The organism is Halohasta salina (assembly GCF_024178165.1).
Classification (GTDB): Archaea; Halobacteriota; Halobacteria; order Halobacteriales; family Haloferacaceae; genus Halohasta; species Halohasta salina.
The window spans coordinates 76,159-96,836 of the sequence record NZ_JAMZIE010000005.1 but is presented as its reverse complement, the minus strand read 5'-3'; the positions used below and the strand labels follow the sequence as shown (position 1 = coordinate 96,836).

The 20,678-nt window shown below is 64.9% G+C and carries 23 protein-coding genes; 18 read left to right on the top strand and 5 right to left on the bottom strand.

What is annotated here, in order from left to right; translation table 11 throughout:
• The first annotated feature begins 22 nt into the window (after positions 1-22).
• Positions 23-1,225: an inorganic phosphate transporter gene (locus NKJ34_RS11725; RefSeq protein WP_253738488.1), complete on the top strand. Its 1,203-nt coding sequence runs from the start codon at positions 23-25 to the stop codon at positions 1,223-1,225.
• A 38-nt stretch (positions 1,226-1,263) separates the two neighbouring features.
• Here NKJ34_RS11725 and NKJ34_RS11720 read toward each other — a convergent pair whose 3' ends face one another.
• Complete coding sequence (locus tag NKJ34_RS11720; protein ID WP_253738487.1) at positions 1,264-1,695, bottom strand: universal stress protein; 432 nt, start codon at positions 1,693-1,695, stop codon at positions 1,264-1,266.
• 155 nt (positions 1,696-1,850) lie between these two features.
• Between NKJ34_RS11720 and NKJ34_RS11715 the strand changes: the two genes are divergently transcribed.
• From NKJ34_RS11715 to purE, 3 genes are read left to right on the top strand one after another with little or no spacing between them, the layout of a single operon-like run.
• Entirely contained in the window at positions 1,851-2,972 is a 1,122-nt protein-coding gene (locus NKJ34_RS11715; RefSeq protein ID WP_256488735.1) for an MFS transporter, read from the top strand.
• 48 nt (positions 2,973-3,020) lie between these two features.
• A complete protein-coding gene (locus tag NKJ34_RS11710) occupies positions 3,021-4,184 on the top strand; it encodes a 5-(carboxyamino)imidazole ribonucleotide synthase (RefSeq protein ID WP_253738485.1) in 1,164 nt (387 codons plus the stop codon).
• 34 nt (positions 4,185-4,218) lie between these two features.
• Complete coding sequence (gene purE / locus NKJ34_RS11705; RefSeq protein ID WP_253738484.1) at positions 4,219-4,842, top strand: 5-(carboxyamino)imidazole ribonucleotide mutase; 624 nt, start codon at positions 4,219-4,221, stop codon at positions 4,840-4,842.
• A gap of 17 nt (positions 4,843-4,859) precedes the next feature.
• Here the strand turns inward: purE and NKJ34_RS11700 are convergent, their stop codons facing one another.
• The 4 genes from NKJ34_RS11700 to NKJ34_RS11685 form a co-directional block, all read right to left on the bottom strand.
• Entirely contained in the window at positions 4,860-5,489 is a 630-nt protein-coding gene (locus tag NKJ34_RS11700) for a TetR/AcrR family transcriptional regulator (protein ID WP_253738483.1), read from the bottom strand.
• 139 nt (positions 5,490-5,628) lie between these two features.
• On the bottom strand, positions 5,629-6,744 hold the full coding sequence (locus tag NKJ34_RS11695) for a DUF7973 family transport facilitator (RefSeq protein WP_253738482.1): 1,116 nt from the start codon (positions 6,742-6,744) through the stop codon (positions 5,629-5,631).
• 320 nt (positions 6,745-7,064) lie between these two features.
• On the bottom strand, positions 7,065-7,409 hold the full coding sequence (locus NKJ34_RS11690) for a hypothetical protein (protein WP_253738481.1): 345 nt from the start codon (positions 7,407-7,409) through the stop codon (positions 7,065-7,067).
• A gap of 144 nt (positions 7,410-7,553) precedes the next feature.
• Positions 7,554-8,270: a hypothetical protein gene (locus NKJ34_RS11685; RefSeq protein ID WP_253738480.1), complete on the bottom strand. Its 717-nt coding sequence runs from the start codon at positions 8,268-8,270 to the stop codon at positions 7,554-7,556.
• Between the two features lie 136 nt (positions 8,271-8,406).
• Here NKJ34_RS11685 and NKJ34_RS11680 point away from each other — a divergent pair, with 136 nt between their 5' ends.
• From NKJ34_RS11680 to NKJ34_RS11615, 14 genes are all read left to right on the top strand, one after another.
• Positions 8,407-8,994: a helix-turn-helix transcriptional regulator gene (locus NKJ34_RS11680; protein ID WP_253738479.1), complete on the top strand. Its 588-nt coding sequence runs from the start codon at positions 8,407-8,409 to the stop codon at positions 8,992-8,994.
• Positions 8,995-9,146: 152 nt separating this feature from the next.
• Positions 9,147-9,659, top strand: coding sequence for a hypothetical protein (locus NKJ34_RS11675; RefSeq protein WP_253738478.1), 513 nt, complete (start codon positions 9,147-9,149; stop codon positions 9,657-9,659).
• An 80-nt stretch (positions 9,660-9,739) separates the two neighbouring features.
• Positions 9,740-9,955: a hypothetical protein gene (locus NKJ34_RS11670; protein WP_253738477.1), complete on the top strand. Its 216-nt coding sequence runs from the start codon at positions 9,740-9,742 to the stop codon at positions 9,953-9,955.
• Positions 9,956-10,183: 228 nt separating this feature from the next.
• Complete coding sequence (locus NKJ34_RS11665) at positions 10,184-10,597, top strand: NADH-quinone oxidoreductase subunit A (RefSeq protein ID WP_253738476.1); 414 nt, start codon at positions 10,184-10,186, stop codon at positions 10,595-10,597.
• Positions 10,594-11,298 carry an NADH-quinone oxidoreductase subunit B gene (locus tag NKJ34_RS11660; protein WP_253738475.1) on the top strand — a complete coding sequence of 235 codons (705 nt, stop codon included), beginning with the start codon at positions 10,594-10,596 and terminating at the stop codon, positions 11,296-11,298. The genes NKJ34_RS11665 and NKJ34_RS11660 overlap by 4 nt, the downstream gene beginning before the upstream one ends.
• Positions 11,295-12,956 (top strand): NADH-quinone oxidoreductase subunit D, encoded by a 1,662-nt coding sequence (locus tag NKJ34_RS11655; protein WP_253738474.1) that lies wholly within the window; start codon positions 11,295-11,297, stop codon positions 12,954-12,956. The genes NKJ34_RS11660 and NKJ34_RS11655 overlap by 4 nt, the downstream gene beginning before the upstream one ends.
• A complete protein-coding gene (locus NKJ34_RS11650; RefSeq protein ID WP_253738473.1) occupies positions 12,956-14,017 on the top strand; it encodes a complex I subunit 1/NuoH family protein in 1,062 nt (353 codons plus the stop codon). The genes NKJ34_RS11655 and NKJ34_RS11650 overlap by 1 nt, the downstream gene beginning before the upstream one ends.
• Positions 14,017-14,478 carry a NuoI/complex I 23 kDa subunit family protein gene (locus NKJ34_RS11645; RefSeq protein ID WP_253738472.1) on the top strand — a complete coding sequence of 154 codons (462 nt, stop codon included), beginning with the start codon at positions 14,017-14,019 and terminating at the stop codon, positions 14,476-14,478. The genes NKJ34_RS11650 and NKJ34_RS11645 overlap by 1 nt, the downstream gene beginning before the upstream one ends.
• A gap of 127 nt (positions 14,479-14,605) precedes the next feature.
• Positions 14,606-14,872 carry an NADH-quinone oxidoreductase subunit J gene (locus NKJ34_RS11640; RefSeq protein ID WP_253738471.1) on the top strand — a complete coding sequence of 89 codons (267 nt, stop codon included), beginning with the start codon at positions 14,606-14,608 and terminating at the stop codon, positions 14,870-14,872.
• Complete coding sequence (locus NKJ34_RS11635) at positions 14,869-15,243, top strand: hypothetical protein (RefSeq protein WP_253738470.1); 375 nt, start codon at positions 14,869-14,871, stop codon at positions 15,241-15,243. The genes NKJ34_RS11640 and NKJ34_RS11635 overlap by 4 nt, the downstream gene beginning before the upstream one ends.
• Positions 15,243-15,545 carry an NADH-quinone oxidoreductase subunit NuoK gene (gene nuoK, locus NKJ34_RS11630; RefSeq protein ID WP_253738469.1) on the top strand — a complete coding sequence of 101 codons (303 nt, stop codon included), beginning with the start codon at positions 15,243-15,245 and terminating at the stop codon, positions 15,543-15,545. Before NKJ34_RS11635 ends, nuoK begins: the two co-directional genes overlap by 1 nt.
• A 4-nt stretch (positions 15,546-15,549) precedes the next feature.
• Positions 15,550-17,580, top strand: coding sequence for an NADH-quinone oxidoreductase subunit L (gene nuoL, locus NKJ34_RS11625; protein WP_253738468.1), 2,031 nt, complete (start codon positions 15,550-15,552; stop codon positions 17,578-17,580).
• Positions 17,580-19,103, top strand: a complete 1,524-nt coding sequence (locus tag NKJ34_RS11620; protein WP_253738467.1) for a complex I subunit 4 family protein — start codon at positions 17,580-17,582, stop codon at positions 19,101-19,103. The genes nuoL and NKJ34_RS11620 overlap by 1 nt, the downstream gene beginning before the upstream one ends.
• Positions 19,103-20,629: an NADH-quinone oxidoreductase subunit N gene (locus NKJ34_RS11615; protein ID WP_253738466.1), complete on the top strand. Its 1,527-nt coding sequence runs from the start codon at positions 19,103-19,105 to the stop codon at positions 20,627-20,629. Before NKJ34_RS11620 ends, NKJ34_RS11615 begins: the two co-directional genes overlap by 1 nt.
• Positions 20,630-20,678 lie beyond the last annotated feature (49 nt).

The following is a 20,678-nucleotide window of genomic DNA, read 5'->3' as shown; positions in this document are numbered from 1 at the left end:
CAACTATCACAGGACCCTCTCCATGACTGTCGTCTTCTGGATCCTCGTGGCGTTTGCGACCGGTAGCTCGATCTTCATGGCGTGGTCGCTGGGCGCCAACAGCAACTCGCCGCCGTTCGCCCCCGCGATCGGTGCGAACGCCGTCTCGACGATGCGCGCGGCGTTCCTGATCGGCATTCTCGCAGCCGCCGGCGCACTCACACAGGGTGGGGCGATCTCCGAGACGGTCGGGGCGAACCTGATCGACGGCGTGGCGATCACGCCGCTGGCGGCGGCCGCCGGACTGCTGGTGGCGGCGGGATTCATGTCGTTCGGCGTCTACAGCGGCTACCCCGTTCCGGCGGCGTTCGCCACCACCGGCGCGATGGTCGGCGTCGGCCTCTCGCTGGGTGGTGACCCGGCGTTCGAGACCTACCAGCGGATCGGCACCTTCTGGCTCTTGGTCCCGCCGACCTCCGGCGGGCTCGCCTACGTCACCGCGAAACTGCTCCGTCGCGAGGACGTTCCCGAAACGGTCTCGATCCCGCTTCTGGCGGCGATCGTCGCTGGTATCCTCGCCAACGTCCGGCTCGGTATCATCCCGCATCCCGACCGCGCGCAGGGGTCGGTCGCCGAGGCCCTCGCCCGACTCGTTGGTGACCCCTCCGTCTTCGGCGTCGACATCGCCGTCGGCCTCGTCACGCTCGCCTTTGCGGCTCTCGGGTTTCGGGCGATCCGTCGACGGACCCAAAGATCGGTTGAGGCGGGCGTCCGGACCCTGCTGGTCGCCCTCGGGAGCGTCGTCGCCTTCTCCAGCGGTGGGAGTCAGGTCGGCCTCGCTACCGGCCCCCTCGAAAACCTCTACGGCGTCGAACTCGGCCTCCCCGGAATCGTCCTGCTCGCCATCGGGGCGACCGGTATTCTCGCGGGCGCGTGGATGGGTGCGCCCCGACTCCTGCAGGCCACCTCGCGGGAGTACGCCCAACTCGGCCTCCGGCGGTCGATCGCGGCGCTTGTCCCGGGCTTTATTATCGCCCAACTGGCGATCACCCTCGGGATCCCGATCTCGTTCAACAACATCATCATCTCGGGCGTGATCGGCGGCGGGCTCGCCGCCGGTTCGGCTGGTGTCTCCCGCCGGAAGATCGGTGTCACGCTCGGCTTCTGGGTGATTACGCTCGTCGGTTCGATCGCCATCGGCTTCGGGCTCTACCGCGGGCTGTCGACGTTGCTCGGTGTCCAGTAGTCGACGGCTCGCTCGGGTCGTGACCGGACGGCCGAGGGCTATCGGATGACAGTGACCGCGACGGGAGCGTCGGCGAGCACGGCCGTCGACACAGTGCCGAGGAGACGTCTGGTGACGGCCGAGCGTTCGCCGCCGTGGCCACCCATGACGATGTGGTCGACGTCGTGGGACGCGGTGTACTCGACGATGGTTTCGGCGGGATCACCGGTCTCGACGGCGGTATCGACCGACCGGTCGACGGCTGCGGCCTCGGATTCGGCGCGTTCGATCAGTCGCTCGGCGCGCTTGCGGGCCTCGGCCTGCCGCGATTCGTCCGGCTCCAGAATGCCGCCCTCGCTCATCCCTGCGTCCAGCGGCGTGACGATGTTGAGCACCGTTACCCGACAGTCGTAGACGGTGAGTGCGTGCTGTAACGCCTCGTCGGCCAGCGGCGAGCCGTCCAGCGGCACGAGGACGTGTGACGGTTCCATACCGCTCGTTGCGTGGCGGCACATAAATACTCGGTCCAGCGTCAGGCGGGAACACGAACGTTTTCCCGACAGCCCTCCAGCGGTCGACTGTGACTGCCGGTCCGACCGCGGATAGTCCCTACAGTTGGTTCGTCGCCGTCGTCGGATCGGTAGCGATGGTCTTCACCTTCGGCACGCCGCTGTCCTACGGGATCTTTCGGGCCCCGTTCAGCGAAGCCTTCGATGTCTCGCCGGTCGCGCTGTCGACCGTGTTTTCGGTGATGCTGTTTACGTTCTTCATCGGGTCGGGTGTTATCGGCGTGCTATCGGTCCGACTGCCCGCCCGCGGTGTCCTGCTCGCTGCCGCCGGTGCGACCGGCCTCATCGCGCCCGCCCCCTTCGTCGTCGGCTCCTACGCCGGCCTGTTGGTGCTGTTCGCGGTCCTCGGCCTCGCGCTGGGGACGGCCTTCGTCCTCACCGCGTCGATCGTCCCACGGTGGTTCGAGACCTACCGCGGGGCTGCCACGGGGCTGATCTTCGTCGGCAACGGCCTCGGACTCTTCGTCCTCCCGCCGCTGTGGCAGCGGGCCTTCGCGGCCTTCGGCGTCCGTCAGGGGTTTCTGGCGATCATGTCGGTGACCGCGGTCGCCTTTCTGCTGGCCGGGCTCGTCTGTCGACGGCCGCCGTGGGCCGACGGCGCGGCGATGTCTGCCCGTGAGACCGTCGGCTGGGTCACCGGGTTGGCCCGGAGTCGGTCGTTTCAGCTGTTGTTCGTCGGGATGGGGATGGCCTTCGCGTGGTACCAACTGCTGGCGGCCTACGCGGTCGACCTGTTTGCGGCCCGCGGGCTGACCGAGGCCGCGGCGTCGACGGGGTTCGGTTTTATCGGCGGCGTCAGCATCATCTCGCGGATCGGCGGCGGCTATCTCGGCGACCGGATCGGCTCCCGTCGGGCCTTTCTCGGCTCGCTCGGCTGTGCCACGACGGGGGTCGCCCTGCTGACGGTCCCCCAGTTGTCGGCGCTGGTAGGTGGTGTGTTCCTGATCGGCCTCGGGTTGGGCGGCTCGGCGACGCTCTATATTCCCGTGCTCATGGAGGTGTACCCACCGGAGAAGGATACCGCCATCATCGGCGTATTCAACGTGGCTGCTGGGCTCGGCTCGCTACTCATGCCGCCGCTCGGCACGGCGAGTGTCGCCTACACCGACGGCTACACCGTCGCGATCCTGCTGACCGTCGTCGTCATGCTCGTCGGCTTCGGGCTGGTCGCCGCCGGAACGGCCAGCAAACGGACCTAATCGCCGTCGGTGAGAATCCTTATGCCCCGTCGACCGAATCCCTCGCGTATGACAGTCACACTTCCCGGTCCGACGCTCGGCGTCGTCGGCGGCGGCCAGCTCGGGCGGATGCTCGGCGAGGCCGCCGCGCCGCTCGGCGTCGATCTGGTCGTCCTCGATCCGACCCCCGAGTGCCCCGCCTCGCCGGTCGCCCGCGAGCAGATCGTCGGCGATTTCGACGACCCCGAGGCGATCCGCGAACTCGCCGAAGTTAGTGACGCCCTTACCTACGAGATCGAACTCGCCGACCCCGACGTGCTCGCCGACGTCAGCGAGGAGTACGACATCCCGGTCAATCCGGATCCCGACACCCTCCGGACGATTCAGGACAAACTCGTCCAGAAGGAGGCACTGGTCGACGCCGGCATCCCGGTACCGGATTTCATCGGGATCGGCGGCGAGAAGGACCTCAAACTCGCAGTAGAGGAACTCGACGGCGTGATGCTCAAGGCCCGCGAGGGCGGCTACGATGGCCGCGGCAACACGCCCGTACAGGATCCCGACGACGCGGCCGACGCGCTGGCGGAACTCGGCGTCGACACGATGGCCGAATCGTTCGTGCCTTTCGCCCGCGAACTCTCGGTGATCGGCGTCAAAGGAGTCGACGACGTAGCGACCTACCCCGTCACCGAGACGATCCACGAGGAGGAGATCCTGCGAGCTAGCGTCTCGCCAGCCCGGACCGACGACGGGACGCGCAACCGGGCCCGCGAAGTCGCCACGGAGGTTCTCGAACTGCTCGACGGCAGGGGCGTCTACGGGATCGAACTGTTCGAGACCGAAGCCGGGGAGATTCTGGTCAACGAGATCGCCCCTCGGCCGCACAACTCCGGCCACTGGACAATCGAGGGCGCACGCACCTCGCAGTTCGAAAACCACATCCGGGCCGTCTTGGGCTGGCCGCTCGGGCCGACCGACCTCCGGGAGCCGACCGTCTCGGCCAATATTCTGGGCGACGTCGACGAACCCGAGGAGGCGACGCTGTACAACGTCGACACGATCCTCGACGACCCGAACGCCCACCTCCACTGGTACGGCAAAACACAGGCTCGACCGCTCCGCAAGATGGGCCACATCACCGTCACCGACCCCGCGGAGGGTGATCGGGACGCGCTACTCGACCGTACCGAATCGCTCCGTGACGGGCTGACGTTCGTCGAACCGTCACAGTAACCACTTCCTACCACTACCAACACACCAGTAGCCAATGACTACCGCACCCGAAGTTCAGGACCTGATCGACCGACTCGAAACCGAAGCCGCACAGGACCGCGACCCAGCCGAGACGCCCGACGTGGGGATCATCATGGGCTCGGACTCCGATCTCGACGTGATGGCCGGGGCCTACGAGGCCCTCGAAGAACTGGGGTTCGCCGAACAGACCGATTTCGAGAACCCACCGGAGAGCCGATTCACCTTCGAGAGCTACGTCGTCTCGGCGCATCGAACGCCCGAACTGATGTACGTCTACGGCGAGACCGCCGCGGCTCGCGGTGTCGACGTGATCATCGCGGGCGCGGGCGGCAAGTCCGCCGACCTGCCGAACATGACCGCCTCGATCGCCTACCCGATTCCCGTGATCGGGGTGCCCGTTCAGGAGAAGTCCGTCGACTCGGTGATCGGCATGCCGTCCGGCGCACCGATCACGGCGGTCGACGCCGGCAAGTCGTTCAACGCCGGGCTGTCGGCCGCCCAGATCATCTCGCGGGAACACGAGGAGATCGAGGGGGCGCTCGTGGAGTACCACGACTCGCTGCAGGGCGGCGTCGGCGAGGTCTCGAAGGATCTCCACGATCTGGGAATCGACGGCTTCCGCGACCGCGAGGAGTAGGCACAGGCTAACGGGGGTCAGAACGACACGTTGTCGACCAACAGTTCGTTTTGGAGGTAGGATTCGAGTTCGTCCCGGAGCATCGCTCCCGGGTCGTCGGTTCGGGTGGTTTTCTGGAGGTTGATCCCTTCGATCGTGGTGATGATGAACTCCGCCGTACGGTCGGGGTCGACCGGTTCGAACACGTCCTCATCGATCCCGGCCCGGACGATCTCCGCGAGATAGTCGACGAGAGCGGCCGATAGCTCGGTGAACTCCTCGCGGAACGCCGGGTTCTGGATCGCCTGCGCGCGGAGTGCGAGATAGGTGCCGACCCGTTCGCCGGCGGTCGGCGTCCCCTCGGCGGCTGGATAGTCGCCGAGCGAGACGGTGATATAGGCCTCCAGATCGCCGACCGGATCGCCCGTCGACTCGATGCGGTAGCCGCGCTCGAAGTAGTCCCGCATATACTGGACGAACGACAGCAGGATGTCGTCCTTGCCGTCGAAATGGTGATAGAACGTCGACTTGGTGAGATCCGACTCGTCGGCGATCCGCTGGATCGAGATCCCGGGGTAGCCGTGTTTCTGGAGGGCGGCGAACGTCGCCATCATGATCGCCTCGTGGGTGTCGGCCGGCTCGCCGTCGAGCGGTGCCTCCTCGCTCATAGACAAGGGTTGTCGACCGGCGGGAATATATCTTATTACTGGGCGACAGAAGCAAGGAGTGTGGTGGTAGCCGCCGATCGGCGGCTGTTCGGTCGGACTCGTCCCGTGGTCGACCCCGGGACGAGCGTCGGGCGGTCGATCAGACCGTCCCGGGGATCCAGACGCCGGTCGGGATGAGACCAGCGACGTACAGCAGACCGATCCCGAACGACCAGACGACGATCGCCATCGCTGGCGGATCGATGTGGGTCCGGCCGTGGGCGTAGAAGATCCGCTGGGTCAGTTCGCCGAGGAGCGCGGCGACCAGCCCCAACCCACCGGCGATGAGGAGGCCTGCGGTCACCGAGAGTCCGGCGAGGGCCGCCTCACCGGAGGCGGTCACCGCGAGGAAGACCGTCGACCCCGCCAGCGTGATGTGGTGGGTGACCGGGAAATTCTCGACGCCGAGGTTCAAGAATAGCAACGAGGCGGCACTGATCCCGAAGCCGAGAAACGGGCTCCCGGTTCGGAACGCGAGGTAGCCCGAGGCCAGCCCCGCGATGAGGCCGATGGCGCTGACCTCGGCCCACTTGTACTGCTGGGGCAGCCACGGCTCGGTCGCGAGCCACTCGGCTTCCGGTTCGCCGCCGTTTTCGCCGCCGCTGGCACCGCCCGCACCGGCACCGACCGTCTCGCCGCGCTCGAAGGGGCCCATATCGAGGAGCCCGCTGCCCTGCGGCTTGCCGATCAGCGCGTAGCCGAAGACCGCCCGGTGGACGAACGCGCTGATCACGATGCTCACCGGGATCGGGTCGACCGTGATCAGCAGGTTCCGCGATAGCTGTTCGATGGCGATGCCGAGCAGGCCGAAGAGGCCACCGACCGCCAGCACGTCGGGTTTGTTGCCGAGTGCGAAGCCGATGTCCTTGGCGTTGTGGTAGTCGAAGCCAGACTCCATGTAGCCCTGTTTCGCCGCGTAGGCGGCGGCTGCGGCCCCACCCGCGAAGGAGATGTGGGGGCCGAAGACGTGGCCGAAGCCGATCCCGACGAGGTCGACCGACCCCTCGGGGGCGACGCCGACGATGTTGGCCGCCGCGCCGGCGACCACGAGCAGGCCGGTGAGCACGAACGCCGGGAGCGCGCCGATGGCCGCGCCGAAGGCGCCGCCCGCGAACGCGCCGACCCAGATCGAGGGCTCGCCGAGGACGCTCGCCACGTCGCCGAACGAGCCGCCGAAGGCCTGCAAGGCGAGTTCGGGTGCGAACTCAACAGGCATTGCTGGTCACCGTCGTCGCTTGGTTGGTCGACCGGCCGCTGCCAGTAGCTGTCCGTCTGTCGTCAGGTCCGTGATCGAACGCCCCACACTGCGGGTCGACTCCCGCCGATGTTGGCGTTCTACAGTCCGTGTTTCGTGTCATGTGTCTCTCCGATCTGCGTCTCGAACGAACGTTCGTTTTATTATTAATGTGTTGGTTTTTCCTGAATGAAGGTCGGGTTGGAGCGGCAGCGTCGAAATCGGCGTGTCGACGGGACGGACTCGATAGATCGTGGAGCAGAGTCGCGGTGTAGTCGCTCTCGTATCGTTGTCTACAGCGGTTATGCGGAACTGGGAGCGGGTTCGGAGCTCTCGGCCAGCCAGTAGCCAGTCGACACCCCGAACATGGCGAGACCCACCCCGAGCATCCCGGCCCCGAACTGGATCTCCGGCCCGTAGCCTTGCGAGAGCATGAGTCCACCAAGCGTCGCTCCCCCACCGAACACACCCGATGGGAGACCCGACATCTCGCGGTCCCACACCAGTTCTGGATACCGAATCAGGATTTCGGTCGTGACGGCATAGATGCCGATCAGGATCTGTGTCGACGGATCGGTGAGACTCGTAATCTCGGTCACGGCTCCGGCCACGAGGAGTGCAGCCCCGTACCGTACAGCGCGGTTCATAACTATCTCTGGGACTAACGTGCGGCTACTAAGTTTCCGATGATCCGTTTGCGAGGCGCTGAACGACGGTCCCCGATATCGGTCTCGACACCGACCTGAGACGAGTGAGGGTCGACCACGGTTCCCACAAACGCGGTCACCCGCCTACTCGGTGTTGTTGATCCGGACACCCTCGACTTCCGTCTCGGCGATCGTCGGCGCGGACTCCCGGAGCGCCACCCAGTCGGTGGCGTCGACCACCGTCTCGTTGGTCAGGTCGACCGTTACCGAGTACTTTAGTTGTTCCTCGGCCCCGTCGGTCGGATCGCTGATCCTGACGTCGGCCCGACCTTCGACGTAGGCGGCCTCGCGGTCGACGACGACCGATCCCTCTTTACTGTCCGCTCTGTTGGTTTGGAACCGGTACACCGAGACGTTGCCGGAGGTGTTTACCGACGTGATATTGCCGCTACGGTCGACTTCGGTCGTATCGAGTTTGTAGATCGGGTCGACCGAGAACTCGACGCGGTCCAACTCGCCGACCCGCTCGCTGGCCGTTTGGTTATCCCGGGCAATGTCGACAGCGCGCTCGCGTTCGGTGGCGGTCAGCGGCTGGCGTCGCTCGGCGTCGACGTGGAACCGACCGGCGTCGGTCTCCTCGATCTCGACGGTGGTGACGTTCGAGAGGTCGTCGGCCACGGTCACGGTCCGGTTACGATCGGAGAACGTGACGTTCCGCTCGGAGACGACGAACTCCGCGGCGTCGTCGCCGGTTGCGTCGGGTGTTGGCGTCCCGAAGCCGGTTCCGATTCCGGCCACTATCAGGCCGACGATAGTGAGCACGAACAGTAGGCCGAGCCGGAACCGGAGCGCTTCGCGCATCGTGGTCCGATATTGCGTGAAAGACCTAATGAACGCTGTGGTGAAACGCGTTCCAAAGCGGTTGTAAACGCGTTTCACGGCCGTTTCACGCGAAAAAACGGTAACTGTTAAGCCGCGGTGTTAGATACCCGGCCGTATGGATCGCCGAGGGTTTCGGGGTCGACAACTCGTCGCAGCGGTCGGGTTCGTGGCTGCGGTGGTCGTCCTCGCCGTCCAGTTGATCACCCCCTCGCCCGTGATGGTGTCGGTCGGCGAGAACGGCGCGGAGGCGACGCAGGTCGGCCAGTATTTCACCTACGCGGACGTCTCGGTGATCGTCGTCAGTGCCCTCCTCTGTGGGGCTAGCGGCACGTGGCTGCTGGTCGACGGCACGGCCTCGGCCGGGTCGACGACGACGGCCTCCGCCCGACGCGATGCGACCGCCCACCACGACCCGGCCGACGACGCCGACCCATCCGACACCGGGTCGACAGACGGGACGACCCACGACCCCGAGCCATCCCCGCAGGACCGTTGGGAGCGGGCGGTCGACCGACTCCGGAACAACGAGGAGACGATCTACGCGTTGCTGGTCGAAGCCGACGGCGAACTCCCACAGCGGGACCTCGTCGAGTCGACCGACCTCTCGAAGGCGACGGTCAGCCGAACGCTCGACAAACTCGAACAAAAGGAGTTGGTCGAGCGCAAACGCCGCGGGATGGGCAACGTCGTCCACCTCGAATGACCTCGTTCGGCCGGTTTCGCTCCGGTTTCTAACGCGTTCCGAACAGTTACCAATAAACACACTTCTGGGTTTTCACGCAAGCCACAGTCGGGGCAGCGCGGGCGGCGACGCACTCTCAGAGGTCGCGTCGACGATCCGACTGGCCCGTGACTATGCGATACACCACAGCAACACTCGCGGCACTGGCGCTTGTGGCCCTCGTGGCCGGTGGCGTCAGTGCGGCACCGACCGCCCCGTCGACCGTAGCGTCGGCGGACGTCGCACAGCCAGCCAACTATACGCCCGACACGGTCGACCCCGACGACGAACTGACCGACGGCGACGTCGAGACGGCCCGCGAACTCGCGTGGGCCAACGACTCCGTCCGGGCGGCCGCCGACGGCGACACACCCGTCCAGTTCGAAGTCTGGGCCCCGAACGGCGAGGATGATCACGTCTCGGTCTGGGTCGAACAGAACGAAACGACAGTCGCCATCGCCGACATCGATCTCGACGCCGAATCGGTCCTCGCGGTCGACGAGCCGACGGTGCTGTCGGCCGATGAGACCGAAAGCTTCGACGTCGAAACCACGCTCGATTCGGCCGCTGCGGACTCGACGACGGTCTTCGAAGTGACCACTGACATCTCTGCCGACACGACGGTCGACGGTGAGAGCGACGAGTAGCTGACCGACTCCCTCCGACACGCATTCCCCTTTTTATTGTTAGTTGTTCCTCCCGGTCCGGGGACGCGTTCGCACAATCTGTGTCGGATGGCGATCACCAGGCTCGCCGCGACGATGCCACCGGCAGCCGCCGCAGTGGGAATGCTCACGAGAAACGATACGGTAAAGAACCGCTCGATGACGGCTGCAACGCCAACGCCGACACCGGCTCCGATCCCCCCAGCGAGGGCTGGCTGCCTATCGGTATCTGCCATGAGTTACGATTTATCGACAACAACTGTGCGTTGATCCATTAGTTCCGGTTCAGTAGCCATGATCCAAACGATTTCGTCGACTGTAACGACAACCTACGAGGAGTTGTCAGTTACGATGATGGCACCATCGAATCAAACGACGGAAATTAACTGTGACCACTGATAGTTCAACGAAGCTGTATGGCTGGGTGTTCTGCCTGAGACAGCCGGTCAAAAATCAACGCTTATGAGGGGCGGGTGCAAATCTCAGCACGTTACGGAGAACCACGAATGTCATGGATAGCAATCGGGGCGCTGGCGCTCGTCGGGATCGCCATCCCGCTGGCGATGATGGCGGTCTCGGCGCTGCTGCGACCGGCCGTTCCCGAACAAAGTAAATCGACAACCTACGAGAGCGGTGAGATCCCGACCGGCTCGGGCCACGTGCAGCTCAACATCCAGTACTATATGGTGGCGCTGCTGTTCGTCGTCTTCGATATCGAGACGGTGATGATCTTCCCGTGGGCGGTCATGTACCGCAGCGCGCTGGAGGCGGGCACCCCGCTATCGCAGGCGTTGCTCCCGATGTTGATCTTCGTCGGGATCCTCGTCGTCGGTCTCGTATGGGCGTGGCGTATCGGCGCCGTCGAGTGGACCACGAGTCTGCGCGCGGCCACGCAAAAGACGGAACGACAGAACACATGAGCAGCGACAATCAACAACCATTCGTCACCGACAGTTCGGCTGTAGTTACAGAAACCCGCGACGCGCGACTCGCGGGCCAAGACGACCGCTTCAACTCCCGGCTTCGGGAGGCGTTCGGCTCCTCGCCGTTCATCCTCACCAAGTTCGATAAGTTCATGAACTGGGTGCGGGGGTCGTCGATGTTCATGCTGCAGTTCGGGATCGCCTGCTGCAGCATCGAGATGATGCACACCTACGCGGTCAAACACGACCTCGACCGCTTCGGCGCGGGCGTCCCGCGAGCCTCCCCGCGACAGGCCGACGTGATCATCGTCCCCGGGACGATCGTCTCGAAGTTCGCCCCGCGGATGAAACGCGTCTACGACCAGATGCCCGAACCCAAGTTCGTCATCGGCATGGGCTCGTGTACGATCTCGGGCGGCCCCTTCCAGGAGGGGTACAACGTTGTCAAAGGTGCCGAGGAGGTCATTCCGGTCGACATCCACATCCCCGGCTGCCCGCCGCGACCGGAGGCGCTGGTCTACGGCGTCGCCAAACTGCAGGAGCGGATCGCCAACGGCGAGTCGGCTCCCGTGGTGGTCAAACCCTACGAACTCGAACAGTTCGGCGACCTCGAACGCGACGAGATCGTCGACCAACTGGCCCAAGAGATCGACACCGAGGATCTGGTCATGCGGTACAACTGGGCTGATTCACCATGAGCGTGGAACTCCCCGATACCACCGGCGTCGTCGAACAGTCCCCCGAAGAGATCGCCGACCTGCTGGGCGACCTCGCCATCGGCCGCGACGACCACCTCAACGCGCCGGGCTTCGTCATCAAACCCGACACGGTCGTCGAGACGCTGCGTCGACTCCGCGACGACGCGGGCTTCGACCACCTCTCGTGTGTCACCGCACAGGAGTACGAGGACCGCTACGAGTCGATCTACCACCTGACGAAGTACGCCGACCGCACCCAGGAGGTCTCGATCGTCGTCCCCGCCGACAAGGAACAGCCCGTGAGCCAGTCGGCAAACGAGGTCTTCCGTACGGCCGACTGGCACGAACGTGAGGCCTACGATCTGGTCGGCATCGAGTACGACGAGCATCCCGACCACCGCCGGATCCTCCTGCCGGAGACGTGGCAAGGCCACCCGCTGGGACTGGACTACGATCAGGACCAGCCGCAGGTCGTTCCGCTACGCGAGCACGCCAACCCGCTGTTGGAAGACCAGGAAGCCGAGGGTGACTCCGAGACGATGTTCCTCAACATCGGACCGCACCACCCGGCGACCCACGGCGTGCTCCACATCAAGACCGTCCTCGACGGCGAGCAGGTCGTCGACCTCGAACCCGACATCGGCTACCTCCACCGCTGTGAGGAGCAGATGTGTCAGAACGGTACCTACCGCTACCAGATCATGCCCTACCCCGACCGCTGGGACTACATCTCGGCGGGCCTGCTCAACGAGTGGGCCTACGCGCGCGTCGCGGAGGACATGGCCGACATCGAGGTGCCCGAATACGCACAGGTCATCCGCACCATGGGCGCGGAGCTCTGCCGGATGGCGGCGCACTTCCTCGCGTTGGGGACGTTCGCGCTGGACATCTACGGCGACTTCACCGCGCTGTTCATGTACTCGATCCGCGACCGCGAACGGGTCCAGAACATTCTGGAGGACCTGACCGGCCAGCGGCTCATGTTCAACTACTTCCGGCTCGGCGGCGTCGTCTGGGACCTCCCCGAACCCCGCGAGGAGTTCTTCGAGAAGACCCGCGATTTCCTCGACGAACTCCCCACGGCACTCGAGGAGTACCACGACATGATGACCTCCAACGAGATCCTCCAGCTGCGGACGGTCGACACCGGCGTCCTGCCGCCGGAGGTCGCCAAGAGCTACGGCGCGACCGGCCCAGTCGCCCGCGGCTCGGGGATCGACTACGATCTCCGCCGTGACGACCCCTACGGCTACTATGAGAACCTCGATTGGGACGTCGTCACCGAGGACGGCTGTGACAACTTCAGCCGCCTCCTCGTGCGCATGCGTGAGGTCGAACAGTCCGCCCGGATCGTCGAACAGTGTGTCGACCTCTTGGAGGACTGGCCCGAAGACGAGCGGACGATCCAGTCGAACGTCCCGCGGACGATCAAACCCGACGACGACACTGAGATCTACCGCGCGGTCGAGGGTGCGAAGGGCGAACTCGGGATCTACATGCGCGCCGACGGCACCGACAAGCCGGCCCGCTTCAAGATCCGGAGTCCGTGCTTCTCGAACCTGCAGACGCTGCCCGAGATGTCGAACGGCGAGTACGTCCCCGACGCCATCGCCAGCCTCGGCAGTCTCGATATCGTCCTCGGCGAGGTGGATCGCTGATGGCGGTCCCACTCCAGGGGGAGGTCATGCTCCCCGAGCGGATCGCCGATCTGCTGGGCCTCGGCGGGATCGCCGGCGAGGTCGTCGGTGGGCTGATCGGCGCGCTCATCGTCGGCAACGTCATGCTGGCGATGACCGGCGTCGCCGGCCCGTGGGCCAAGCGAAAGATCACCGCGGCGTTTACCGACCGGATCGCCGTCGACCGGATCGGGCCGTTCGGCCTGCTGATCATCGTCGCCGACTCGGTGCGACTGCTCTCGAAGGAACTGATCATCCCTGAGGGCGCCGACCGACCCTCGTATGACCTCGCACCGATCATTCTCCCGGCCTCCGCACTGCTCGGCTTCTCGGTGATCCCGATGGGCAGCGGCATCCAGTTAGCGGACCCCGAGGCGGGGCTCGCACTGGTGTTCGCGTTCGCCTCGATCGCCTCGGTCGCGCTCGTGACCGGCGGTTACGCCTCGAACAACAAGTACTCGCTGATGGGCGGGCTGCGCGCAGTGGCCCAGAACATCGCCTACGAGATCCCGCTGATCGTCACCGCGATGTCGGTGGTCGTCTTTGCGGGCTCGCTGCAGATGAGTACGATCGTCGCCGAACAGACGTCGACGCTCATCTCGATCGCGGGGGTTTCGATCCCGGCGTGGTACGCCTTCGTCAACCCCTTCGCCTTCGTGCTGTTCCTCGTGGCGAACATGGCCGAGATCGGCCGCAACCCCTTCGACATTCCGGAAGCGCCGACCGAGATCGTCGCCGGCTACCAGACCGAGTACTCCTCGGTGTACTTCGTGCTGTTCTACCTCGGGGAGTTCCTCCACGTCTTCCTCGGCGGCGCGATCATGGCGACGATCTTCCTTGGCGGCCCGGCCGGGCCGGTCTTGCCGGGCTTCGTCTGGTTCGTCATCAAGATCTGGGCGTTCTTCCTGTTCACCCAGTGGTGTCGCTCGGCGATCCCACGGGTGCGTATCGACCAGTTGATCGAAATCGGTTGGAAAGGAATGTTGGTGCTGTCCTTCGCTAACCTGGTGCTCACGGCCATCATCGTGGGAGTGATCGCATAATGATTGGAATTCTCAAAGGCATGGCGACGACGATGAAACACGCACTGGACGGAAAGACGTTCACCGTCAAATACCCCGAGACGGCACCCGAAGTGAGCCCGCGGTTCCGTGGCGTCCACAAGTTCAGCCAGGAGCGCTGTATCTGGTGTCGACAGTGCGAGAACGTCTGTCCGAACGATACGATCCAGATCGTGATGGACGACCAGCGCAACGGCGAGCAGTACAACCTCCACATCGGCCAGTGTATCTACTGCCGACTCTGCGAGGAGGTCTGTCCCGTCGACGCCATCCTGCTGACCCAGAACTTCGAGTTCACCGCCGACACGAAAGACGAGTTCATCTACAACAAAGAGCAACTCAAAAACGTGCCGTGGTACAAGGGGATCGACCCGCTGAACTCGCGGAACCCCGACCGTGGGGCGTGGATCGGCGAGGGTGACGGCGAAGTCGACTACCAGTAACGATCGGACGATCCGTCGGCATCGGTGACAGTTTTGGCGGCCCGAGAGTGAGTGGCCGCCATATTCGACCCGAGTTCACGGATCAGTCTCGAAATCTTCAAAGGGATACCTTAAGGATACACACACAATGGTTTATGAGACCATCGCGTTCGCGCTGTTCGCCCTGATCACGTTGGGCTTCAGCATGGGTGTCGTCCTCGTCGACGACGTGTTTCACGCGTCGTTGCTACTGGGCGGCGCGCTGTTGAGCGTCGCGGTGCACTACGTACTGCTGCAAGCCGAATTCATTGCAGCGATGCAGATCCTCGTCTACGTCGGCGGGGTTCTCATCCTGATTACGTTCGCCGTGATGCTGACGCGACGAGAAACGGAGACGGAGGTGAGCAACGTATGACCGACGACCGACCGGGCAGCTCCTCACGAGCCCCCGGCATTGCGGCAGTCGCACTGTTCGGCGTGCTGGCGGCGGTGATCCTCGGCTCGGCCGGCGGCTTCGGCGACCCCGTAGGGTTCCCCGCCGGCGAGTCGATCGTCCACACGATCGGCTACGCGCTGTTCGACATCGGCCTCGGCGAGATCCCCGTAGAGGGCTTCCTCGCCGCGTTCCTGATCATCGCCATCGCGCTCGATGTCGCCCTCGATAGCGCGGTCTATCTCGCCAAACGCGAGGACGAGGGGACGATCGTCTCGGCGCTGACCGACGGCGGCCGCGACATCGTCGACGGCCCCGTCAGCGGCGACGATTCCGAGGGAGGTGACCGCTGATGGTGCCGGTCGAGTACTATCTCCTGCTGTCGTCGGGGCTGTTCTGTATCGGCCTCTTCGGCATCCTGACGCGGCGGAACGCGCTGTACTTCCTGATGTCGGTCGAGCTGATGCTGAACGCCGCGAACATCAATCTGGTTGCCTTCTCGTTCTACTGGGGCAACCTCACCGGCCAGACGTTCGCGCTGTTCGCCATCGCCTTGGCGGCCGCGGAGGTCGCGGTCGGCATCGGCATCATCCTCGCGCTGTACCGCAACTTCGGAGACGTCGACGTGATGCAGGCAGCAACAATGAGGTGGTAACGATATGGTAACCGCATTCGACTACGTTCCGGCAATCGTTCTGTTGCCGTTCGTCTCGTTCGTCGTCGCACTGTTCATCGGGAAACAGCTCCCGAAGAAGGGTGCCTACGGTGGGATCGCTGCCACCGCGGGCTCGCTGCTGTTGTCGTTGTGGGTACTGGCGTCGGTCGCCGGCGGTGGCGCTCATCAAGAGACCTACTGGACGTGGGCCGAAGGCGTCGGCTCCCAGCCGTTTACGCTGGAGTTCGGCGCGCTGATCGATCCGCTGTCGGCGCTGATGCTCGTCATCGTGACGCTGATCGCCACGCTCGTCCACGTGTTCAGTCTCGGCTATATGAACGACGAGGGCGAACGCGACCTGCCACGCTACTACGCCGGCCTCGGGCTGTTTACGGCCAGCATGCTCGGCTTCGTGATCGCTGACAACCTGCTGATGGCGTTCATGTTCTTCGAGCTGGTGGGGCTGTGTTCGTTCCTGCTGATCGGCTTCCACTTCCGCGAGCCCGGCCCGCCGTCGGCCGCCAAGAAGGCGTTCCTCGTCACCCGGTTCGGTGACTACTTCTTGCTCGTCGGCGTCGTCGCCGTCTTTGCGACCTTCGGCACGGCGGCCTTCGCGGGCGCGGAATCGTTCCCCGCTCTCGCCGAGGGCGCACTCGATGGCACCGTCGACGTCTGGACGCCTGGTGGCCTCGACACCATGACGTGGTTCACCGTCGTCGGCCTGCTCGTTTTGGGCGGTGTGATCGGTAAATCCGCCCAGTTCCCACTCCATACCTGGCTGCCCGACGCGATGGAGGGCCCGACTCCCGTCTCGGCGCTGATCCACGCAGCGACGATGGTCGCCGCCGGTGTCTATCTGGTCGCCCGGATGTACGGCTTCTACGCGCTGACGCCGACGACACTGGGGATCATCGCGCTCGTCGGTGGTTTCACCGCGCTGTTCGCAGCGACGATGGGACTCGTCAAAGAGGAGCTCAAGCAGGTGCTGGCCTACTCGACGATCTCCCAATACGGCTATATGATGCTCGCCCTCGGTTCGGGCGGCTACGTCGCGGCGGTCTTCCACCTGACCACCCACGCCTTCTTCAAGGCGCTGCTGTTCCTCGGTGCCGGCTCGGTCATCATCGCCATGCACCACAACGAGAACATGTGGGATATGGGTGGCCTGAAAAACAAGATGCCCGTGACCTACTGGACGTTCCTCGCGGGCTCGCTCGCGCTGGCGGGCATCTTCCCCTTTGCGGGGTTCTGGTCGAAAGACGAGATCCTGTATGAGGCACTGATTCACGCTGGCAGCGAGCCGCTGCTGTTCGCCGGCTACGCGATGGGACTGCTCGCAGTGCCCGTGACCGCGTTCTACACGTTCCGGATGGTCTTCTTGACCTTCCACGGCAACGCACGGAGCGAAATCGCGCGCAACCCAGAACCCGTTCGCTGGAACGTCAAGGGCCCGCTGTCGGTCCTCGGCGCGCTGGCGGTCGTCACCGGCGGGATCAACATGGTGCCGGTCCAGAAAGTACTGGGCATCGAGGGCATCGACTACCTCCACCTGTGGCTCGACAACCACTGGGGCGGTATCGAGGGGCTGTCGTCGCACCATTACGCCGAAATCGATCCGTACAGTTCGACCTATCCCTTCGGTACTGAGGTCGCAACTGTCCTCGCGGGCGCAGCCATCTCGCTGGCTCTCGCGGTCGCCGGCCTGCTGCTGGCATGGAAACTCTACAACGTCGCCGAGCCGGTCGAACACACCGACAAGCTCGGCGGTGCCAAAACGTTGCTGTACAACAACTACTACCAAGACGAGTTCCAGGTCTGGCTCGCGGACCGCACCCGCGGCGTCTCCGGCGGCGCGGACACCTTCGATCAGGGCGTCGTCGACGGCGTCGTCAACGGCGTCTCGTCGGTCAGCCTCTTCGGGGGCGACCGGATCAAACGCATCCAGACCGGTGTCGTCGGTAACTACGCGCTGTTGCTCACGGTGAGCCTGACGGCGCTGCTTGTCGTCTTCGCGCTGTTAGGAGGGTGGTTCTAATGATCATCGAAGCACTACTCGCGTTCACGTTTGCGGCCGCACTGCTCGTCTTTGCCGTGCCGAACCGCTATGCCCACAAACTCGCCTTCGGGCTGAGTCTGGTGCCGATCGTCGGGAGCCTCTACATGTGGTCGGCCTTCGAGGCCGGCGGCAACGCGCTGACTGGCGGCCAGATCGCCTTCGAGACGGTCGCCCCGTGGCTCGAAGTCGCGGGCTACCAGCTGCAGTGGTACGTCGGCGTCGACGGCATCAGCCTGCCGCTGGTCGTGCTGACGACGTTCCTCACCGCGCTGGCGATCATGAGCGCGTGGACGCCCATCGACGACCGTCAGAGCCAGTTCTACGGCCTGATGCTGTTGATGGAGGCCAACCTCATCGGCGTCTTCACGGCGCTGGACTTCTTCCTGTGGTTCGTCTTCTGGGAGGCCGTGCTGGTCCCGATGTACTTCCTCATCGGCGTCTGGGGCGGTCCGCGCCGGAAGTACGCCGCGATCAAGTTCTTCGTCTACACCAACATCGCCTCGCTGGTGATGTTCATCGCCTTCATGGCGCTGGTGTTCTCGCTGCCGGTCGATTCGTTCGGCCTGCCGGAGATCACCCAGTCGCTCGCCGCAGGCGAACTCACCGCGTTCTACGGCCTCCCGGCCGAAACGCTGGCGCTGGTCGTCTTCGCGGCGATGTTCGTCGGTTTCGCGGTCAAGGTGCCGGTCGTTCCGGTCCACACGTGGCTGCCCGACGCCCACGTTGAAGCCCCCACGCCCGCTTCGGTGATGCTGGCTGGCGTGCTGCTGAAGATGGGGACCTACGCCCTGCTCCGGTTCAACTTCACCATGTTGCCCGAGCAGGCCAGCGCGTTTGCGATCCCGATCGGAATCATCGCTGTCGTCTCGGTGATCTACGGTGCGATGCTCGCGCTCGCCCAGACGGACCTCAAACGGATCGTCGCCTACTCGTCGGTGTCGTCGATGGGCTACGTCATCCTCGGACTCATCGCCTTTACCGAGTTCGGCATGGGTGGGGCGACGTTCCAGATGGTCGCCCACGGCCTCATCTCGGGGCTGATGTTCATGGCGGTCGGCGTCATCTACAACGCGACCCACACCCGGATCGTCGACGACATGTCGGGACTCGCCGACCGCATGCCGGTCGCGGTCTGGATTCTCGTCGCCGGAGCCTTCGCCTACATGGGGCTGCCGCTGATGGCCGGCTTCGCCGGGGAGTTCTTCATCTTCGTCGGCTCCTTCGGGTCGACGGCGCTGCCGTATGCGCCGGTCTTTACGGCGCTGGCGATGTTCGGCATCGTCATCGTTGCGGGCTACCTGCTGTTGGCGATGCAGCGGACGCTGTTCGGTCCGTTCCGGCTCGAGACCGACTACGAACTCACGCGCGCACCGATGCATGACATCGCGCCGCTGGTGGCGCTGCTTGGGGCGATCGTCCTGCTCGGCGTCGCGCCTTCGCTGTTCTTCGACATGATACTCGATGCAACCGTTCCGATCCTTGAACTGGGAGGTGGGCTCTAATGAGCCTCCTCCAGATCGAACCGACCAGCTGGCTGTTCGCGCTGTCGTCGCTCGGCCCGACGGTCGTCTTGGTGCTGTCGGCGCTGGCCGTGTTGGCGATCGACAGCCTCTCGCCGGACGCCCGCTCGAACACCCGACTGGCGGCCACCGCTGCCGCCGGGACGCTGATCGCCCTCGGCATCACCGTCTGGTACCTCCTCGCCGGCACCGGCCAGCCTGCGACTGGTGGGGCGATCAGCCTCTTCAGCGGCGCGATCGTCGTCGACGGGATGGGGCTGTTCTTCACCGCCATCTTCACCAGCGTCGCCGCCTTGGTTGTCGTCGCTAGCTACGACTACCTCGAAGACGACGCCAACCCGGCGGCGTTCTACTCGCTGCTGTTGTTCGCGACGACGGCCATGTCGCTGATGGCGGTCGCCAACTCGCTGGCGACAGTGTTCATCAGCCTTGAGATGGCCTCGCTGCCCTCGTATGCGCTGGTCGCCTACCTCAAGACGAACCGGGGAAGCGTCGAAGCTGGCCTGAAGTACTTCCTGATCGGCGCGGTGTCGGCGGCGGTCTTCGCCTTCGGCATCAGCCTCGTCTACGCCGCTACGGGCTCGCTGCTGCTGCCCGACATCGCCACGGCGATCGGCGACGTCACCGACCTCGCGGGGATCCTCGGCGTGGGGATCCTGATGGTCGCCGGCGGCTTCCTCTTCAAGACCGCCTCCGTCCCGTTCCACTTCTGGGCGCCGGAGGCCTACGAGGGCGCACCCGCCCCCGTTTCGGCGTTCCTCTCGTCGGCCTCGAAGGCCGCCGGTTTCGCGGTCGCCTTCCGCGTGTTCGCCGAGGCGTTCATGCCCGCCCTCGATGTGGCGGTCGACTGGGGACTGCTGTTCGGGATCCTCGCGGTCGTCACGATGGTGCTGGGGAACTTCGCCGCCGCGACCCAGACCAACGTCAAACGCATGCTCGCCTACTCCTCGATCGGCCACGCCGGCTACGCGCTGATCGGGCTGGCGGCGGTCACCGCCGGCGCGGGCGCGAACAACGCGACGGTCATGGGGGCGGCGATGGCCCACCTGCTGGTCTACGGCTTCATGAACACTGGCGCGTTCCTGTTTATCGCCATGATCGAACGCTGGGGCGTCGGTCGTACCTTCGAGGATTACGCCGGCATCGGTCGGAAGGCCCCGATGGCGTCGATGGCGATGGCCGTCTTCATGTTCAGCCTCGCGGGGCTGCCGCTGTTCGGCGGCTTCTTCTCGAAGTACTTCCTGTTCCTTGGAGCGATCAACGCCGGCTTCTGGTGGCTCGCGGCGGTCGGTGCGGTCACCAGCGCGCTGTCGCTGTACTACTACAGTCGGGTCGTCAAGGCCCTGTGGCTCGAAGAGCCGACCGGTAACCTTGATGCCCTCGACAGCAAACCGACTGGCCTCTACGCCGCGGTGATCGTCGCCGGTGTGATTACGGTGCTCCTGCTGCCCGGCTTCGGGCCCGTGATCGAAACCGCCGAGGCCGCCGCCGCTGCCGTCTTCGCGTAGGCGGCGGCACTCGGTCTCGTTGTGCGGTGCTGTCGGTAGTGACTGTTTA